This is a genomic window from Massilia sp. Masssp93 (assembly GCF_059491295.1).
On record NZ_CP168502.1, the window covers coordinates 2,279,848 to 2,295,106 of the forward strand.

The following is a 15,259-nucleotide window of genomic DNA, read 5'->3' on the forward strand; positions in this document are numbered from 1 at the left end:
AACGAGGAAACACGGTTGGCGAGAGCTTGTCGTCTTGCTCGCAGCTCTCGCCTGTGCGGGAACCTGGGCTGCAGGCCAGGTCCGTAGCATACGGGACAGATCCGAGGTGGCAAAAATGACGGAAAAAATGAAAACGGTATGCGTCGGACGATACCTGGTCGATGTACCGGGCGAGGCTGAGGTAAGCCTGTCGGGCGAAAGGATATCCGGATTCGCGATTGATACTGTCGAAGAGAGCCAAGCAGCGTTCCGGCAGAGGGTTGCCGCGCGTGAGGCCGAAATTGCGGCACGTCGTGCCGATCAGGATGACAACGGCGAGGGGGGCATGATCGAAGCACGCGATTTGCGTATTCCCGGCCTGGTTGGGCGATCATTTGTCTATGGACGTAGCCGCGGTTACATGATGAACGGGGATCGTCGGGTTGACATGGAGTCGGTATCGATCGAGGTCCATGCACATATGGGGGAATTAAGTTTTTTGTTGTCGGCGACGTCCAAGCAGGAGTCCGGTGTCAGAGAGGCGGAAGCCTTGCTGGCACGGTTGCAAATACGTGGCGAAGAAGAGATCCCGCCTGTGCCGGGCTTCTGTATTTGGCGGGGCGTGTTTGCCGAACCTCTGCCCGAGCACAAGAACGAACACGTGATTCTACATCTCGGCCTGCCCGGCCATCCAGACATGGGTTTGGCTTTGTCCAGCACGCCCAGTGGGCAAGCCGGTCGGAGTTTGCTTGAGCGCGTTGCGGAAACTGACGCTGAAGCCACTGCTGACGAGATGTTGCGTGTGACAAAGTTGCGCTCGGGAACGCGCAGTATTAATGGGATCGACGGCGAGGAAGTGCTGGAGAGAGTTCGTGAACTGAACTTTACTACCGGGTACAGCTTTATGTGGGAATCACCGGGAGTCCAGGATGATCACTTGCGGCCCTATCTGCTATTGAACATGGAGACTGGCACCAACCCGCGACCCGGCGGCAAGCCTGTCGACTCCAGCCTCCATGAAGATGCCGTTTTGACTCTGTGGGACAGTATCTCGTCCAGTATTCGCCTTCGCAAGTCCGATTTGCCGCCGCCTGCCGATCCGCCGCCTGAACCTCCAGGCCCGAAGCTAGGTGCATTGGCAACCGCCGGCGAAGTCTGCCCGCAGTCCGGCTGGTGGAAATGCCGCGAAGGCGGTCCAGGCGTCGACGTGCAGGGCGGCTCAGTCCAGTGGATTCGCAAAGGCGATCGCATGCCGCAGGCGTTGCTGCTGCCGCGCCAGACCTTATGGCAAAAGCTGCGTGGTCTCCAGCCGAGCATCGAGCCGTCCCAGCCGACCACCTGGAAACTGCTCGACAAGCGTCTGCGGCCGCGCACACCAACTATAGTGGCACTCGCTCCGCCGGGACCTATCAGCGTCACAGCGGACACACCTGCCGATGCCAGCCAGGTGGTCGCCCTCGGTACCAACGTGAGGACCGGTGAAGTTTGCCCGGCCAGCGGCTGGTGGCGCTGCGGAGAAACACACGCCCTCGACGGTACGCGCTGGTTCCCGCGCGGCAGTACGCTTCCGGCAGCGACTTTTCAAGTACCGGTAGGTGTATTCGGTCGTTCCGCCGGTCCTGAGGTCATTCAACGTCGAAGTACGTGGCAACTGATGCGTCAAGCCGAGGCTGAAGGCGTTGCACTTCTCGCGGATGCCGGGAAGGAGGCACAGGACGGCACCGCTCGTCCGGCGGATGGCCCGTCGTCGCTGGCGTGAGCCGTCAGCAGCGCGCTCGTACATTCTCTGAACGGATGACAGCTATGACCCATTCGAGAAAGCTTGGATGGCGGGCGATGATCGTCTTGCTCGCAGCGCTCGCCTGTGCGGGAACCTGGGCTGCAGGCCAGGTCCACAGCATACGGGACAGATCTGCGGTGGCAAAAATGACCGAAAAGATGAAAACAATATGCGTCGGACGATTTCTTGTCGACGTGCCCGCCCACGCGGATATAGGTTTGTCACACGAGATGATCGATGGATTCGAGCTCGACACGGTTGAGGAAAGCGAGACGTCGTTTCGCGAACGCGTGGCGGCGCGTGAGGCCGCGATTGGAACGCATGGGGTGGCGACGGATTCACGCGGAACTGGAGGTATGGTGGAAGCTCGTGACCTGCGGGTGCCGAATATGGTTGGACGCATCCTCGTCTACGGACGTACTCGTAGTTACAGGATGGATGGGAATCGCCGTGTTGATGATGAATGGGTGTCGATCGAAGTTCATGCGCATCTAAATGGGTCAAGTATCGCGCTCTCAATGAAATACGCCGATCAGCCTGATGTGTACTCCGCCGAAGCACTGTTGGCAAGGCTGCACCCACGAGATCCGGATGAGATTCCGTCAATCCCGGGCTTCTGTATCCAGCACGCAGTCTTCACCGAGCCGCTCCCTCCTCGCAAAACCGAGCATATTGTGATGCATCTCGGTCTGCCCGGGCATCCAGATATGGGCTTGGCTCTGTCCAGTACGCCCAGTGGCCAAACTGGTAAAAGCTTACTCGAACGTGTCGCGGAGACCGATGCCGAAGCCAGCGCAGACGAAACTTTACGGGTTACGAAGCTACGTTTGGGTAAACGTGGCATCAACGGTATCGACGGCGAAGAAGTATTGGAGCGTGTACGAGAACTGAACTTTACTACGGGGTATGGCTTCATGTGGGAAGCGTTGGGTACGAAAGACGATCCGATGCATCCTTATCGGCTGTTAAACATGGAGACAGGAACCAACCCTCGGCCAGGAGGCAATCCAGTCGACTCCAGCCTGCACGAAGACGCCGTGCTGGCCCTGTGGGACAGTATCTCATCCAGCATCCGCCTCCGCCCAGCCAAGCGTTTGGAAGATCATCCGCCGTCCGGCAAACCGGCCGCCAGCAGCCGCGACCGCACATGATCGACTGTCCGCCATAACGGGTTCACCCGGGTGATCGTGACGCCATGCGCAGCTTCATCCTCGGCTTCGTCACCGGCGTAAGCTGCCTGCAAACCGCCGCCACGCTGCCGTCGACAAAGCTGATGGCCGCCTTCGCTGCCGCTGCCGCGCTGCTCCTTCTGGCCTGCGCGTATGCGATCCGCCACCCGGCCGCGCGAATCGCTACCATCGCCAGCGCCGGCCTGCTGGCCGGCTTCACCTGGGCCGCGCTGCTGGCCCAAACGACGCTCGCGCCATCGCTCGCCCCGCGCGACGAAGGCCGCGACCTGCACATCGTCGGCATCGTCGAGACGCTGCCGTACCGCTTCCACCAGGGCGTGCGCTTCGACTTCCGCGTCGAACGCAGCCTCGATGCCGGCGTGCGCGTGCCGCCGCACGTGGCGTTGTCGTGGTACGCCGGCCGGCACGGTGCGCGCCAGGCCGCCGGCGACGTCCAGCCGGGCCAGCGCTGGCGATTGACGGTGCGGCTGCAGCGCCCCCACGGCAACGCCAATCCGGGCGGGTTCGATTACGAGGCGTGGCTGCTGGAGCAGGGCGTGCGTGCCACCGGCTATGTGCGTGCCGGCGACGACAACACGCAACTGAAGGCCTTCGTGGCCAGTCCGGGCATGCTGGTCGAACGCGTGCGGGCGGCGCTGCGCGCGCGCATCCAGGATGCCCTCGCGGGCCGCACGTACGCCGGCGTCATCGTGGCGCTGGTGATCGGCGACCAGCGCGGCATCGACCAGGCCGACTGGCAGGTGTTCAACCGCACCGGCATCGGCCACCTCATTTCCATCTCCGGATTGCACATCACGATGATCGCGGGCCTCGCCGCGTGGGCGGTGTCGGCCCTGTGGCGGCGCTCGTTCTTCACAGGCGCGCGGCTGCCGCTGCTGCTGCCGGCGCAGAAGGCCGCGGCGCTGGCCGGGGCGATCGTCGCCTTGCTGTACGTGCTGCTGGCCGGCTTCGGCGTGCCGGCGCAGCGCACGCTGTACATGTTGTCGGTCGTCGCGCTGGCGTTGTGGATGGGGCGCCTGGCCGCCGTGTCGCACGTGTTGTGCACGGCGCTCGGGGTGGTCGTGCTGCTCGATCCGTGGGCCGTGTTGTGGCCGGGGTTCTGGCTGTCGTTCGGCGCCGTGGCCGTCATCCTGTTCGCGGGACACGGCCGCATTGGGCCGCCGCCCGCCGGTCCGCGCGGCGCGCTGCTGCTGGCCGGGCGCACGCAATGGGCCGTCACGGCGGGGCTGGTGCCGCTGACCTTGCTGCTGTTCGGCCAGGTGTCCGTCGTCAGCCCGCTCGCGAACGCGGTGGCGATCCCGGTCGTCAGCTTCGTCGTGACGCCGCTCGCGCTGGCCGGTAGCCTGACCCCCGGAGCGCCGGGCGACTGGCTGCTGCTGCTCGCGCACTGGGTCGTCGAGGTGCTCGCCTGGCTGCTGCGCCTCATGGCCGACTGGCCGGGCGCCGTGTGGCGCGCGCCGGCGCCGCAGGGGTGGGTATTCGTGCTGGGCCTGGGCGGCACGCTGTGGATGCTGATGCCGCGCGGCTGGCCCCATCGCTGGGCCGGCGCCGTGGCGCTGTTGCCGATGTTGATGCAGGTCCCCGACCATCCGCAGGCCGGTACGTTCCGCGTGACCGCGTTCGACGTGGGGCAGGGGATGGCGCTGCTGGTCGAGACGGAAGGGCACCGCCTGATCTACGACACCGGCCCCGCCTACGCGCCCGGTAGCGATGCCGGCGGCCGCGTGATCCTGCCGTACCTGCGCATGCGCGGCATCGCGGCTCTCGACGGCATCGTCGTCAGCCACGGCGACACGGACCACACGGGCGGCGCGCTGGCGCTGCTGGAGGGCGTCGACGCCGGATGGCTGGCGTCATCGCTGCCCGCCGATCATCCGGTGGTGCGCGCGGCGCGGCACCACGTCCGCTGCGCGGCCGGCCAGCACTGGGCGTGGGACGGCATCGCGTTCGACATGCTGCACCCCACAAGCGCCAGCTACGCCGATGCGGCGTTGAAAACCAATGCGCGCAGCTGCACGCTGCGCATCAGCAATGGACACCGCACGTTGCTGCTGGCCGGCGACATCGAAGGGGCGCAGGAAGCGGCACTGCTCGGGCGCGCGCGCGACCGCCTGCGCGCGGACGTTCTGCTGGCGCCGCATCACGGCAGCGGCACGTCGTCCACGCTGGCGTTCCTGCAGGCCGTGCGGCCGGAGGTCGCGATCTTCCAGGTCGGCTACCGCAATCGCTATCACCATCCAAAACCGGAGGTCTACGCGCGCTACGGTACGCTCGGCGTCGAGCGCTTGCGCACCGACGACGCGGGCGCGCTGGTAGTCGACTTCGGCACGTCCGTCGTGTGGCGCGGCTATCGCGACGAACACGCGCGTTACTGGTACGCGCGCTAGGTGCCGGTCACGCGCGGCAGCGTGATGGTCATCCGCAGCCCGCCTTCGGCGCGGTTCGCGGCGGAGATCCGGCCGCCGTGCGTCTCGACCACGCGTTTGGCGATGGCGAGGCCGAGGCCGTGGCCATCGACGTTGTTGCGCGTGGGGTTCGAGCGGAAGAAGGGTTCGAACACGTCGCCCAGGTGTTCCGGCGCGATGCCCGGGCCCTGGTCGAGCACTTCGATGTGAACGAGTCTGCCGTCCGGATGCACGCGCACGTCCACGCGGCCGCCGGCGCCATGCTTGACCGCGTTGCGCACGATGTTTTCGACCGCGCTCCACAGCAGGTCCGGCGCGGCGCGCAGGGTGACCGGTTCCGGGGCGTCGACTTCGACCACCGCACCGGCCTCGAAGCGGGCGTCGTCGGCGATCTGGTCGATCATCTCGACGAGATCGACGGGCTCGATCGCCGGCAGCGTCGTCGATGCTTCCAGGCGCGACAGCGTCAACAGCTCGCCGACGAGGCGGTCCATGCGCACGCTTTCCCGCTCGATGCGCTCGAGCGACGCCTGCAGCCGGTCGGGCTGCTGGTGCGCCAGGCCGATGGCCGCCTGCAGGCGCGCCAGCGGCGAACGCAGTTCGTGCGAGACGTCGTGCAGCAGGCGCCGCTGGCCTTCCATCAGGGCGCGCAACTGGGCGCTCATGCGGTCGAAGTCGTGGCCCAGTTCCGCCAGCTCGTCGCCGATCAGGCGCGGCCCGGCATGGGCGAACCGGGGCGCGAGGTCGCCGGCCGCGGCGGCGTCGAAGGCGCGTTGCAGCGCGCGGATCGGGCGCGAAAAATACCAGGCGAGGAGAACGGCGAACAGCAGGCTGGCCAGCGTGGCGGCGACGATCGGCAGCCAGTGGCCCACGTGGCGGCCGAATTCAGGCGGCAGGCCGAACCAGCCGCTACCCGGGCCGCCGGGGCCGCCGTCCATGCGCGGGCCGGGGCCGTCGGGGCCCCCAGGGCCGCCCGGGCCGCCGTCGCGCGGGGCGGCATCCGGCGCGGGCCCGCCGGGCGGACCGAAGCCCGGTGCGGCGCCGAACCCCGGCTGTCCGGGACCGTCCGTGCCCGGCGTGTGCCAGGCGCGCGAGGCAAAGGCGACGTAGCGGCGGCCGTCGGCGCCGGTCAGGTGCGTGACGGCGTGCGAGGGACCATCGCCGTTCAGGTTGCGTTCGACTTCCTCGCGCAGCTTGGCGGGCACGGGCCGGTCGAGCAGTTCATGGCCCTGCTCGTCGAGCACGTACAGATGCATGCGCCGGCTGCCGGCGGCCAGGTCGCGCAGGGCGTCGATGCCGCCGTGCTTGAGTGTGGCCGCGGCCGCGTCGAGCATGATCGTCGCGGGCGGGCTCGCGTCGAGCGTCGGTTCGGCGTTGTGCTGGCGCGCCTGGTCGCGCAGCCAGAGGGTGCCGCCGATGCCGATCGTGGCCGCCACCTGGGCCAGCAGGATGGACAGGAAGAACTTCCAGAACAACCGGCCCATCGCTACTCGCGGATCAGCTGGTAGCCGAGACGGTAGACGGTCTGCAGGCAGGAACGGCCGTCGGACAGCGTGCCGAGTTTATGGCGCAGGCTGGACAGGTGGACGTCGATGTTGCGGTCGAAGCGGGCCAGCGGCCGGCCCAGGCCCTGTTCGGACAGGTCGTTCTTGCTGACGGGGCGGCCGGCGTTGCGGGCCAGGACTTCGAGCAGGTTGAATTCGGTGCTGGTCAGATCCAGCGGCTGGCCTTCCCACATCGCGCGGCGCTGTTCCGGCAGCATCGTCAGCTTGCCGACCGTGAGCGTGATGCCCGGGCCGTCGTTCGGCGAGCTTTGCGTACGGCGCAGGATGGCGCGCACGCGTGCCGTCAGTTCGCGCGGCGTGCAGGGTTTCGTGACGTAGTCGTCGGCGCCCAGTTCCAGGCCGAGGATGCGGTCGGCGTCGTCGCCGCGGCCGGTCAGCATCAGGATCGGCATCCGGCTGGCGGCGCGGATGCGGCGCAGCGTCTCGATGCCGTTCATGCGCGGCATCATCACGTCGAGGATGGCGATCGCGTACTGGCCGGACAGCGCTTCGCGCGCGCCCGTCTCGCCGTCGTGGGCGCAGGCGACGCGAAAGCCTTCCTGTTCCAGGTATTCGGAGAACATGCCGACCAGTTCGGTGTCGTCGTCGATGAGTAGGACTTGGTTCATGCTCGCATCTTAGCGCAGGGCCGCAGCGGCGGCCACGGCGGCCGGATTCTCTTTACTTCGTTTTACACGGTGATAACACTTTTTAACGCGGAGGAATCCGACAATGGCGTCTCCAAACAAAAAAGGATGACAGACATGAAACTCACAAGCCTTTCCGCGGCGGCCGCGCTGCTCGCCGCCTGCGTCACCGCCACGTGCGCCGTCCCGGCCTTCGCGGCCGGCGAGGCCGATGCGCCGCCGGCCGCCGGCCAGCCGGGTCCCGGCAACGACCATGAGCGCGGTCATGAGCGCGGGCCGGAAGGATTCGGTTTCGGCGGCCACGCACCCGGCGCGCCGGGTCCGGACATGCCCTTCGGCCGCATGCCCCCGCTGCACGGCCTGAAGCTCAGCGAGGCGCAGGAGGACAAGCTGTTCGCCATCATGCACGCCCAGGCGCCGCAGCGCCGCGAGAACGACAAGGCGATCCGCAAGGCGCACGATGCCTTGCGCGACCTGGGCCGCGCCGACAGGTTCGACGACGCGAAGGCCGGCGCCGTGGCGCGCGACCTGGGCCAGGCCGTCGCCGCCGAAGCCTTGCTGCAGGCACGCACGGAGGCGCAGGCGCTGGCCGTGCTGACGCCCGAGCAGCGCGAGCAGATGCGCCAGCACCGCATGCGCGGGCGCGACGCGGGCGAGCGCGCGGACGGCCCGCCGGACCGTCGCTGAACGTGTCGCCGAGCCGGCTGCCGGGCCGGCCGCCGCACGCGGCGCTGCCGCGCCGCGTGTAGGCGTTTCCCTCTAAACCACGGGAGGTAATGACATTACAATGGGCCTCGTTCCGACTATGCGCAGCCGCGTCATCCCTTTTCCGATGCCCCACCCATTACTCCATTTCACCCACGGGAACAGCTATCCGGCGGGATCGTACGGCCGCCTGCTCGACGACCTGCGGCGCGATTTCGACGTGCGCACGACGGACATGCTGGGCCACGATCCCCGTTATCCCGTGCGCGACAACTGGCACACGCTGATCGACGAACTGATCGCGCAGCTGGAGGCCTATGGCCGGCCTGCGATCCTCGTCGGCCATTCGCTGGGCGGCGCGGTGAGCATGCTGGCGGCGCACCGGCGTCCGGACCTGGCGCGCTGCGTCGTGATGCTGGATTCGCCCGTCGTCGCGGGCTGGCGCGCGGGCGTGTGGCGCCTCGTGAAGGCGCTGGGGCTGCGCGAACGGCTGTCGCCGGGCGGGATCGCGCGGCGCCGCCGCAACGTCTGGCCGTCGCGCGCGGCCGCCTACGAACATTTCATCGCCAAGCCGATCTTCCAGGCCTGGGCGCCGGGCGCGCTGGACGATTACCTGGACCACGGCCTGGCGCCGCATCCGGACGGCGTCCGGCTGCGCTTCGACCGCGACGTCGAGGCGGCGATCTACAGCACGCTGCCGCACGATATGGAGCGCGCGCTGCGCGGGCCGTTCCCGGTGCCGGTCGGCTTCGTCGCGGGCACCGATTCCGCCGAGTTGCGCCAGGCGGGCCTGGACGGCACGCGCCGGCTCGTCGGCGACAATTTCGTCACCATCGAGGGCACGCACCTGTATCCAATGGAAAAGCCGCAGCTCACGGCGCAGCTGACGCGCGAGATGATCGCGCGCCTGCTGGCGCAAGCGGAGGAAAAAGCCGGACGCCCGGCGGCGCTTTTCGCCTAGGCTGCTGTGCTTTCGCGTAGAATTGCGGGATTGTTATCCCAATCTTTTTAGAAAAGAAGCCCAGCGATGAGTATCAAGAGCGACAAATGGATACGCCGGATGGCGGACGAACACCGCATGATCGAACCGTTCTCGCCGAAACAGGTGCGTGAGACGGACGGCCGCAAGATCATTTCGTGGGGCACGTCCTCGTACGGTTACGACATCCGCTGCGCCGATGAATTCAAGGTGTTCACGAACATCAACAGCACCATCGTCGACCCGAAGAACTTCGATTCGAATTCGTTCGTCGACGTGAAGAGCGACGTGTGCATCATCCCGCCGAACTCGTTCGCGCTGGCCCGCACGATCGAATATTTCCGCATCCCGCGCAACGTGCTGACCGTCTGCCTGGGCAAGTCGACGTATGCCCGCTGCGGCATCATCGTCAACGTCACGCCGTTCGAGCCGGAATGGGAAGGCTATGTGACGCTGGAGTTCTCGAACACGACGCCGCTGCCCGCCAAGATCTATGCGGGCGAAGGCTGCGCGCAGGTGCTGTTCTTCGAGAGCGACGAGGTGTGCGAGACGTCGTACAAGGACCGTGGCGGCAAGTATCAGGGCCAGCATGGGGTGACGTTGCCCAAGGCCTGATCCGGTCGACGTACCGCACGATTGAAAAAGGGAGGCCGCGGCCTCCCTTTTTTGGTTCAGGTCAGGCGCGAGATGGATACCGAGACCGTGCCTTTGTTATTGCAATAGGCGAAGAACGCATCGTTCGCAAACAGGTACAAATAGCTGGCCTGGGCGATCGTCACCACATTGCCTTCTCCGATATCGGTCAGGTGCGATTCGCGATCGCGGCGTCCCGGGCCCCGGCGCCGGCTTTCGATCCAGCCGGTCACGAAGTTGCGCGCCGCTGGCCTCGACAATCCGAGATCGGCCGACGGATGCACGGCCGCGACGAGGCTGAACCAGTCGGCATCGCGGGCGCGCCGCGCCCATTTGAAGAGCGACAGCAGGGGCGAGGTATAGCCGGCGGCCGTCGAACGGATGGCGGCATCGTACCACTGGCCCGTTGCACGCAAATCGTAGGTCTCGCCCGCACGGACGTGCAGCGCCGCGGCGTTCCACCACAAGGCCGCGTGCACGTCCACGTGCTTGCATTGGGTGGTGGCCAGCCGGTCGCAGGCCTGCGGATCATGCTCCGGTGTTCGATTCCCGGTCATGTGCGTTCCCGGCGGCGATAAGACGTCACGCGCCGCACAGCGGGCGCAGTTCGTCGCACGCTTTGCGGACGGCGCGGAACCGCGCGAGAGACTGGTCGCCGACCGTGACCGGCGTCAGATACCAGCCCAGCGGCGCCGTGTGCAGGGACTGGATGAATTTGCAGCGCTCGCCCTCGTCCTTGATCGTACTTGCGAACGCGTCGTCGAGATTCGGCTGGAGCGGGAAGTCCTTGATGCCGGAATTACGATAGCGCCACACGGCGAGGGCGGCTTGCGATTCGCGCACGGCGAACAGGGCGTCGACCGCGGAAAAGGCGCCCTTCACGGGCTTGGGATCGGTGCCCGCGCAGAGTTGGTCCGGAGGGTTGCCATCGATGTTCAGCCAATGCCTGTTTGCGCCCGGCATGCCGGTATCGGCCAGCGTGCCCGCGCCGCTGTTGTCGGCATAGCCGCCGTCGACCAGCAGCATCGCCTGCTTCCCGAACGCGATGCCGCCCGCCGGCGAGACGAAGGGAAAACGGGCGCTATGGAGGACGGCCTGCCCGACCTGGAAAGCCGCGTCCAGGTTGCGCGATCCGCTCCTGCCGGAAAAGGTGCTGCGGTTCGAGAACCACACGCGCTCACCGGTGGTGACGTCGGTGGCGTTGAAGAAGACGGACGGCGCCGGTGCGATGCCGCCGTCCAGCCGGCCGAGCGGCAGCGCCAGGCCGGCCAGGGAGATGCCGCTGCGGCCCGGCACCGCCGCGCGCGCCGCCAGCACCGACGTCAGCGTGTCCTGCCAGCTGTCCAGCAGGGCCTGTCCGCGCTGGGGCGTGGTGTAGGGGACGAGATCGGTCGACAGCATGCGTGCCATGGCGGCCGACAGGTGATCCTGCACGAGGGTGTCGTCGACCATCTGCGCGAGCTGCGGCCCGTTCAGCGACGATGGCGTGCAGTGCGCCCCCCACCCGCCGGACGCGACGAATTCCTGGCGCAGGAGCATGTAGACGGCGAGTCCCAGGCTGCCGCCGGATACGCCGCTCAGCCGGTCGAGCCGCCGGCCGAATTCGCCGCACGAGCGGTCATCGAGGTCCGCCAGCACCTCGGCGGTAAAGAGCGCGGCGCGCAGGCCGCCGCCATAGGCATTGACGACGATGTCGGTGGCCTGGCGCTCCTGCAGGGTTCTGGGCCCGGACGGGAGAGTCGCTTGCGGCAATCGTTCCTGCCCGAGCTGTTCTTCGAACGGCGCCCAGCCGAACGTCCCGTGGAGGAACAAATAGATGGCCCCCGCCGCGGTCGCAATGATCAGCAGGAATCCGGGCTTGTTGTGGGTGATGTGGCGCAGGGCCAGCGTGATGGCGCACAACGTGAACAGGACGGCGGTGAGCGAGATCAGGACGATCGCCGCGGAGCCGAGTGCCCGGGCGGCGGCCGGCGGACCGTACGACAGCGCCAGCAGCAGCAGGGCGCCGCCGATGCCCATGCCCAGCAGCCGGACGAGTGCCTCGTCGAGGCTGAAGGTCAGGTTGGCGTCCGCGCTGCGTGTCGACTTCGCCACCTTGCGCAGGAGCGGGCGGCGTACCGTGAAGAGGAAATACAGCGCGGCCGGCAGGTAGCACAGGATGGACAGCGCGCCGATGACCTGCCAGTCATAGATGGTCGGGCTGGCGGCAATGATGAGAAACCATGGGACCGCGCCGCCAACCAGCAGGGCGACGGCCAGCGGCCATTCGCGCGCGTTCCTGTGAATGGCGTACAGGACTGCGCACAGGGGCGTCAGGCACGCAAGCAGCGCGATCAGCACGCCGAAGCGGTGATCGGTCCGCCGGCTTTCCTGGACGATGACGAGTGCGATGATCAACACGGCCGGCGTGAGGGCGCCGATCAGGCGCGGGTACATTTCGATGACGCGCGACGGCACCGCTCCCGCCGCGCCATGGCGTTTGTCCCGTTCGACGGTCAGCAGCAGGCGCGCCGTGTACCAGACGCCCACGCCGATGAATGCCATCGCCGCGGCGAGTGCGAAGAACTGTGTCCCGATGTACTGGTCGTACGGCTTCGGCATGCGGTTGAACGAATGCGGCACCGGCCCGATGGTGCCGAACAGTGCTTCGCGCGCCTGGTCGATCCGGACGAAGACGACGATCGCGGCGACGGCAAACAACAGCGGCAAGACGGTTTCGTGGATTGCCGCGGGCCAGCCGGTCGGCGCCGCCGATTGCCCCGCGGCCGCCGGTCCCGGATCGTTCTGCAATGCAGCTGCCATATATCGTCTCCATTGTCGGATGGATAATATATTGCCATTGTCATAGCGCTATTGTCCAGAAATTAGATCGATCGGATCAGCGTCTCCCGGACGATGGTTCGGCGCTACGTATGACCTCTGCAGGCCCATTCGGTTCACGCGCGTGGAGCGGCTACCGCCAAAAAAAAAGAGGGGCCTCGGCCCCTCTCGGTGTGGTGCGCGGGAACGGTTCAATCCTGCCTGACGCAATCCACGAAGTATCCCAGCTTGCCATCGACCTCGCGCTTGACGAGGCCATGCACGTCGGTCTCGAAGCCCGGGAAGCGTTCGTTGAAATCGCGCGCGAAGCGCAGGTAATCGACGATGGTCTTGTTGAAGCGCTCGCCCGGAATCAGCAGGGGAATGCCCGGCGGATAAGGCGTCAGCAGGATCGCCGTGATGCGGCCTTCCAGGTCCTCGATGGCCACGCGCTCGATCTCGCGGTGCGCCATTTTCGCGAAGGCGTCCGACGGCTTCATCGCCGGGATCATGTCCGACAGGTACATCTCGGTCGTCAGGCGGGCGACGTCGCGCGACTTGTAGAAGTCGTGGATCTGCTGGCACAGGTCGCGCAGGCCCCACGATTCGTAGCGCGGGTTCGCGGCCGTGAACTCCGGCATGATGCGCCACATCGGCTGGTTGCGGTCGTAGTCGTCCTTGAACTGCTGCAGGGCGGTGACGAGCGTGTTCCAGCGGCCTTTCGTGATGCCGATCGTGAACATGATGAAGAACGAGTACAGGCCGCACTTCTCGATGATCACGCCGTGCTCGGCGAGGTATTTGGTGACGATCGACGCCGGGATGCCCGAGTCGCCGAACGAGCCGTCCAGCGACAGGCCGGGCGTGACGACCGTGGCCTTGATCGGGTCGAGCATGTTGAAGCCTTCGGCCAGGTTGCCGAAGCCGTGCCAGTCGTCGTCGGCGTGGATCATCCAGTCGGCCTGCGTGCCGATGCCTTCGGCGCTGAAGTCCTGCGGACCCCAGACCTTGAACCACCAGTCGTCGCCGTAGTCCTGGTCGACCTTCTGCATCGCGCGGCGGAAGTCCAGCGCCTCGAAGATCGATTCCTCGACGAGGGCCGTGCCGCCCGGCGCTTCCATCATCGCGGCGGCGACGTCGCACGAGGCGATGATCGAATACTGCGGCGACGTCGACGTGTGCATCAGGTAGGCTTCGTTGAACGCGTCCTGGTCGAGCGCGACGGTCTCGGACTCGCGCACGAGCACCTGCGACGCCTGCGACAGGCCGGCCAGCAGCTTGTGCGTGGACTGCGTCGAGAAGATCATCGACTGTTTCGCGCGCGGGCGGTCGCGCCCGATCGCGTGCATGTTGCGGTAGAAATCGTGGAACGTGGCGTGCGGCAGCCAGGCTTCGTCGAAGTGCAGCGTGTCGATCTCGCCGTCCAGCAGTTCGCGCAGCGTCTCGACGTTGTAGACGACGCCGTCGTAGGTCGACTGCGTGATCGTCATGATGCGCGGCTTCTTGTTCTTGGCCTCGCGCGCGAACGGATTCGCCTCGATCTTCTTGCGGATCGACTCCGGCGAGAACTCGGCCAGCGGGATCGGGCCGATGATGCCGAGGTTGTTCCGGGTCGGCATCAGGAACACGGGGATCGCGCCGCACATGATGATCGAGTGCAGGATCGACTTGTGGCAGTTGCGGTCGACGACGACGATGTCGCCCGGCGCCACGGTCGAATGCCACACCATCTTGTTCGACGTCGACGTGCCGTTGGTGACGAAGTAGCAGTGGTCGGCGTTGTAGATGCGCGCGGCGTTGCGCTCGGATTTGGCGACGGGGCCGGTGTGGTCGAGCAGCTGGCCCAGTTCCTCGACGGCGTTGCAGACGTCGGCGCGCAGCATGTTCTCGCCGAAGAACTGGTGGAACATCTGGCCGATCGGCGACTTCAGGAACGCCACGCCGCCCGAGTGGCCGGGGCAGTGCCACGAGTACGAGCCGTCGTTCGCGTAGTGGACCAGCGCGCGGAAGAACGGCGGCGCCAGGCTGTCCAGGTAGGCCTTCGCTTCGCGGATGATGTGGCGCGCGACGAATTCCGGCGTGTCCTCGAACATGTGGATGAAGCCGTGCAGCTCCTTCAGGATGTCGTTCGGGATGTGGCGGCTCGTGCGGGTTTCGCCGTAGATGTAGATCGGGATGTCCGAGTTCTTGTGGCGGATCTCCTGCACGAAGGCGCGCAGGCCCGACAGGGCGAAGTTGGTTTCCTCGATGGTGCCGCCGCCGAATTCCTCGTCGTCGATCGACAGCACGAAGGCCGAGGCGCGCGACTGCTGCTGGGCGAACTGCGAGAGGTCGCCATAGCTGGTCAGGCCCAGCACTTCCATGCCTTCTTTTTCCATCGCCGCGGCCAGTGCGCGAATGCCGAGACCGGACGTGTTCTCGGAACGGAAATCCTCGTCAATGATGACGATTGGGAAACGAAATTTCATGGACAGCTCCAAAGCGAAGCGCCGTGCGCGCCGCCCATCCGGAAGTGGAAGGCGGCCGGGCACGGCACCGGAAAAATGAAGAAGCGGATTTTCGCAGAAATTGCGTGGTCCCGTGCAAAAATTTTTAATA

11 protein-coding genes are annotated in these 15,259 nt (G+C 66.5%); 6 read left to right on the top strand and 5 right to left on the bottom strand.

Features of this window, described 5'->3' with window-relative positions; translation table 11 throughout:
* Positions 1-115 precede the first annotated feature (115 nt).
* From ACEN9Q_RS09540 to ACEN9Q_RS09550, 3 genes are all read left to right on the top strand, one after another.
* Entirely contained in the window at positions 116-1,738 is a 1,623-nt protein-coding gene (locus ACEN9Q_RS09540) for a T6SS immunity protein Tli4 family protein (RefSeq protein ID WP_495628203.1), read from the top strand.
* 167 nt (positions 1,739-1,905) lie between these two features.
* The gene (locus tag ACEN9Q_RS09545) at positions 1,906-2,910 is read left to right on the top strand and encodes a T6SS immunity protein Tli4 family protein (protein ID WP_495628204.1); all 1,005 of its coding nucleotides are present in this window, start codon (positions 1,906-1,908) and stop codon (positions 2,908-2,910) included.
* 44 nt (positions 2,911-2,954) lie between these two features.
* Entirely contained in the window at positions 2,955-5,336 is a 2,382-nt protein-coding gene (locus ACEN9Q_RS09550) for a DNA internalization-related competence protein ComEC/Rec2 (RefSeq protein ID WP_495628205.1), read from the top strand.
* Here the strand turns inward: ACEN9Q_RS09550 and ACEN9Q_RS09555 are convergent.
* The gene (locus tag ACEN9Q_RS09555) at positions 5,333-6,838 is read right to left on the bottom strand and encodes a sensor histidine kinase (protein WP_495628206.1); all 1,506 of its coding nucleotides are present in this window, start codon (positions 6,836-6,838) and stop codon (positions 5,333-5,335) included. The two genes, ACEN9Q_RS09550 and ACEN9Q_RS09555, sit on opposite strands and share 4 nt — an antisense overlap.
* A gap of 2 nt (positions 6,839-6,840) precedes the next feature.
* Positions 6,841-7,527, bottom strand: coding sequence for a response regulator transcription factor (locus ACEN9Q_RS09560; RefSeq protein WP_056449489.1), 687 nt, complete (start codon positions 7,525-7,527; stop codon positions 6,841-6,843).
* Positions 7,528-7,662: 135 nt separating this feature from the next.
* On the opposite strand from ACEN9Q_RS09560, the gene ACEN9Q_RS09565 reads away from it, so the two are divergent.
* From ACEN9Q_RS09565 to dcd, 3 genes are all read left to right on the top strand, one after another.
* A complete protein-coding gene (locus ACEN9Q_RS09565) occupies positions 7,663-8,232 on the top strand; it encodes a Spy/CpxP family protein refolding chaperone (RefSeq protein WP_495628207.1) in 570 nt (189 codons plus the stop codon).
* 145 nt (positions 8,233-8,377) lie between these two features.
* Positions 8,378-9,211, top strand: coding sequence for an alpha/beta fold hydrolase (locus ACEN9Q_RS09570; protein ID WP_056449517.1), 834 nt, complete (start codon positions 8,378-8,380; stop codon positions 9,209-9,211).
* 66 nt (positions 9,212-9,277) lie between these two features.
* A complete protein-coding gene (gene dcd, locus ACEN9Q_RS09575; protein WP_056449481.1) occupies positions 9,278-9,844 on the top strand; it encodes a dCTP deaminase in 567 nt (188 codons plus the stop codon).
* Positions 9,845-9,900: 56 nt separating this feature from the next.
* On the opposite strand, the gene ACEN9Q_RS09580 is transcribed toward dcd, so the two are convergent.
* The 3 genes from ACEN9Q_RS09580 to ACEN9Q_RS09590 all read right to left on the bottom strand — a co-directional run bounded on the left by ACEN9Q_RS09580 (position 9,901) and on the right by ACEN9Q_RS09590 (position 15,129).
* A complete protein-coding gene (locus tag ACEN9Q_RS09580; RefSeq protein ID WP_495628208.1) occupies positions 9,901-10,419 on the bottom strand; it encodes a hypothetical protein in 519 nt (172 codons plus the stop codon).
* Positions 10,420-10,444: 25 nt separating this feature from the next.
* Positions 10,445-12,664, bottom strand: coding sequence for a patatin-like phospholipase family protein (locus tag ACEN9Q_RS09585; protein WP_495628209.1), 2,220 nt, complete (start codon positions 12,662-12,664; stop codon positions 10,445-10,447).
* A gap of 209 nt (positions 12,665-12,873) precedes the next feature.
* On the bottom strand, positions 12,874-15,129 hold the full coding sequence (locus tag ACEN9Q_RS09590) for an arginine/lysine/ornithine decarboxylase (protein WP_056449471.1): 2,256 nt from the start codon (positions 15,127-15,129) through the stop codon (positions 12,874-12,876).
* Between the last annotated feature and the right edge of the window lie 130 nt (positions 15,130-15,259).

Coding starts and splice junctions, on each gene's coding strand:
- ACEN9Q_RS09540 (WP_495628203.1), top strand. CDS start 116: ATGACGGAAAAAATGAAAACGGTATGCGTCGGACGATACCTGGTCGAT.
- ACEN9Q_RS09545 (WP_495628204.1), top strand. CDS start 1,906: ATGACCGAAAAGATGAAAACAATATGCGTCGGACGATTTCTTGTCGAC.
- ACEN9Q_RS09550 (WP_495628205.1), top strand. CDS start 2,955: ATGCGCAGCTTCATCCTCGGCTTCGTCACCGGCGTAAGCTGCCTGCAA.
- ACEN9Q_RS09555 (WP_495628206.1), bottom strand. CDS start 6,838: ATGGGCCGGTTGTTCTGGAAGTTCTTCCTGTCCATCCTGCTGGCCCAG.
- ACEN9Q_RS09560 (WP_056449489.1), bottom strand. CDS start 7,527: ATGAACCAAGTCCTACTCATCGACGACGACACCGAACTGGTCGGCATG.
- ACEN9Q_RS09565 (WP_495628207.1), top strand. CDS start 7,663: ATGAAACTCACAAGCCTTTCCGCGGCGGCCGCGCTGCTCGCCGCCTGC.
- ACEN9Q_RS09570 (WP_056449517.1), top strand. CDS start 8,378: ATGCCCCACCCATTACTCCATTTCACCCACGGGAACAGCTATCCGGCG.
- dcd (WP_056449481.1), top strand. CDS start 9,278: ATGAGTATCAAGAGCGACAAATGGATACGCCGGATGGCGGACGAACAC.
- ACEN9Q_RS09580 (WP_495628208.1), bottom strand. CDS start 10,419: ATGACCGGGAATCGAACACCGGAGCATGATCCGCAGGCCTGCGACCGG.
- ACEN9Q_RS09585 (WP_495628209.1), bottom strand. CDS start 12,664: ATGGCAGCTGCATTGCAGAACGATCCGGGACCGGCGGCCGCGGGGCAA.
- ACEN9Q_RS09590 (WP_056449471.1), bottom strand. CDS start 15,129: ATGAAATTTCGTTTCCCAATCGTCATCATTGACGAGGATTTCCGTTCC.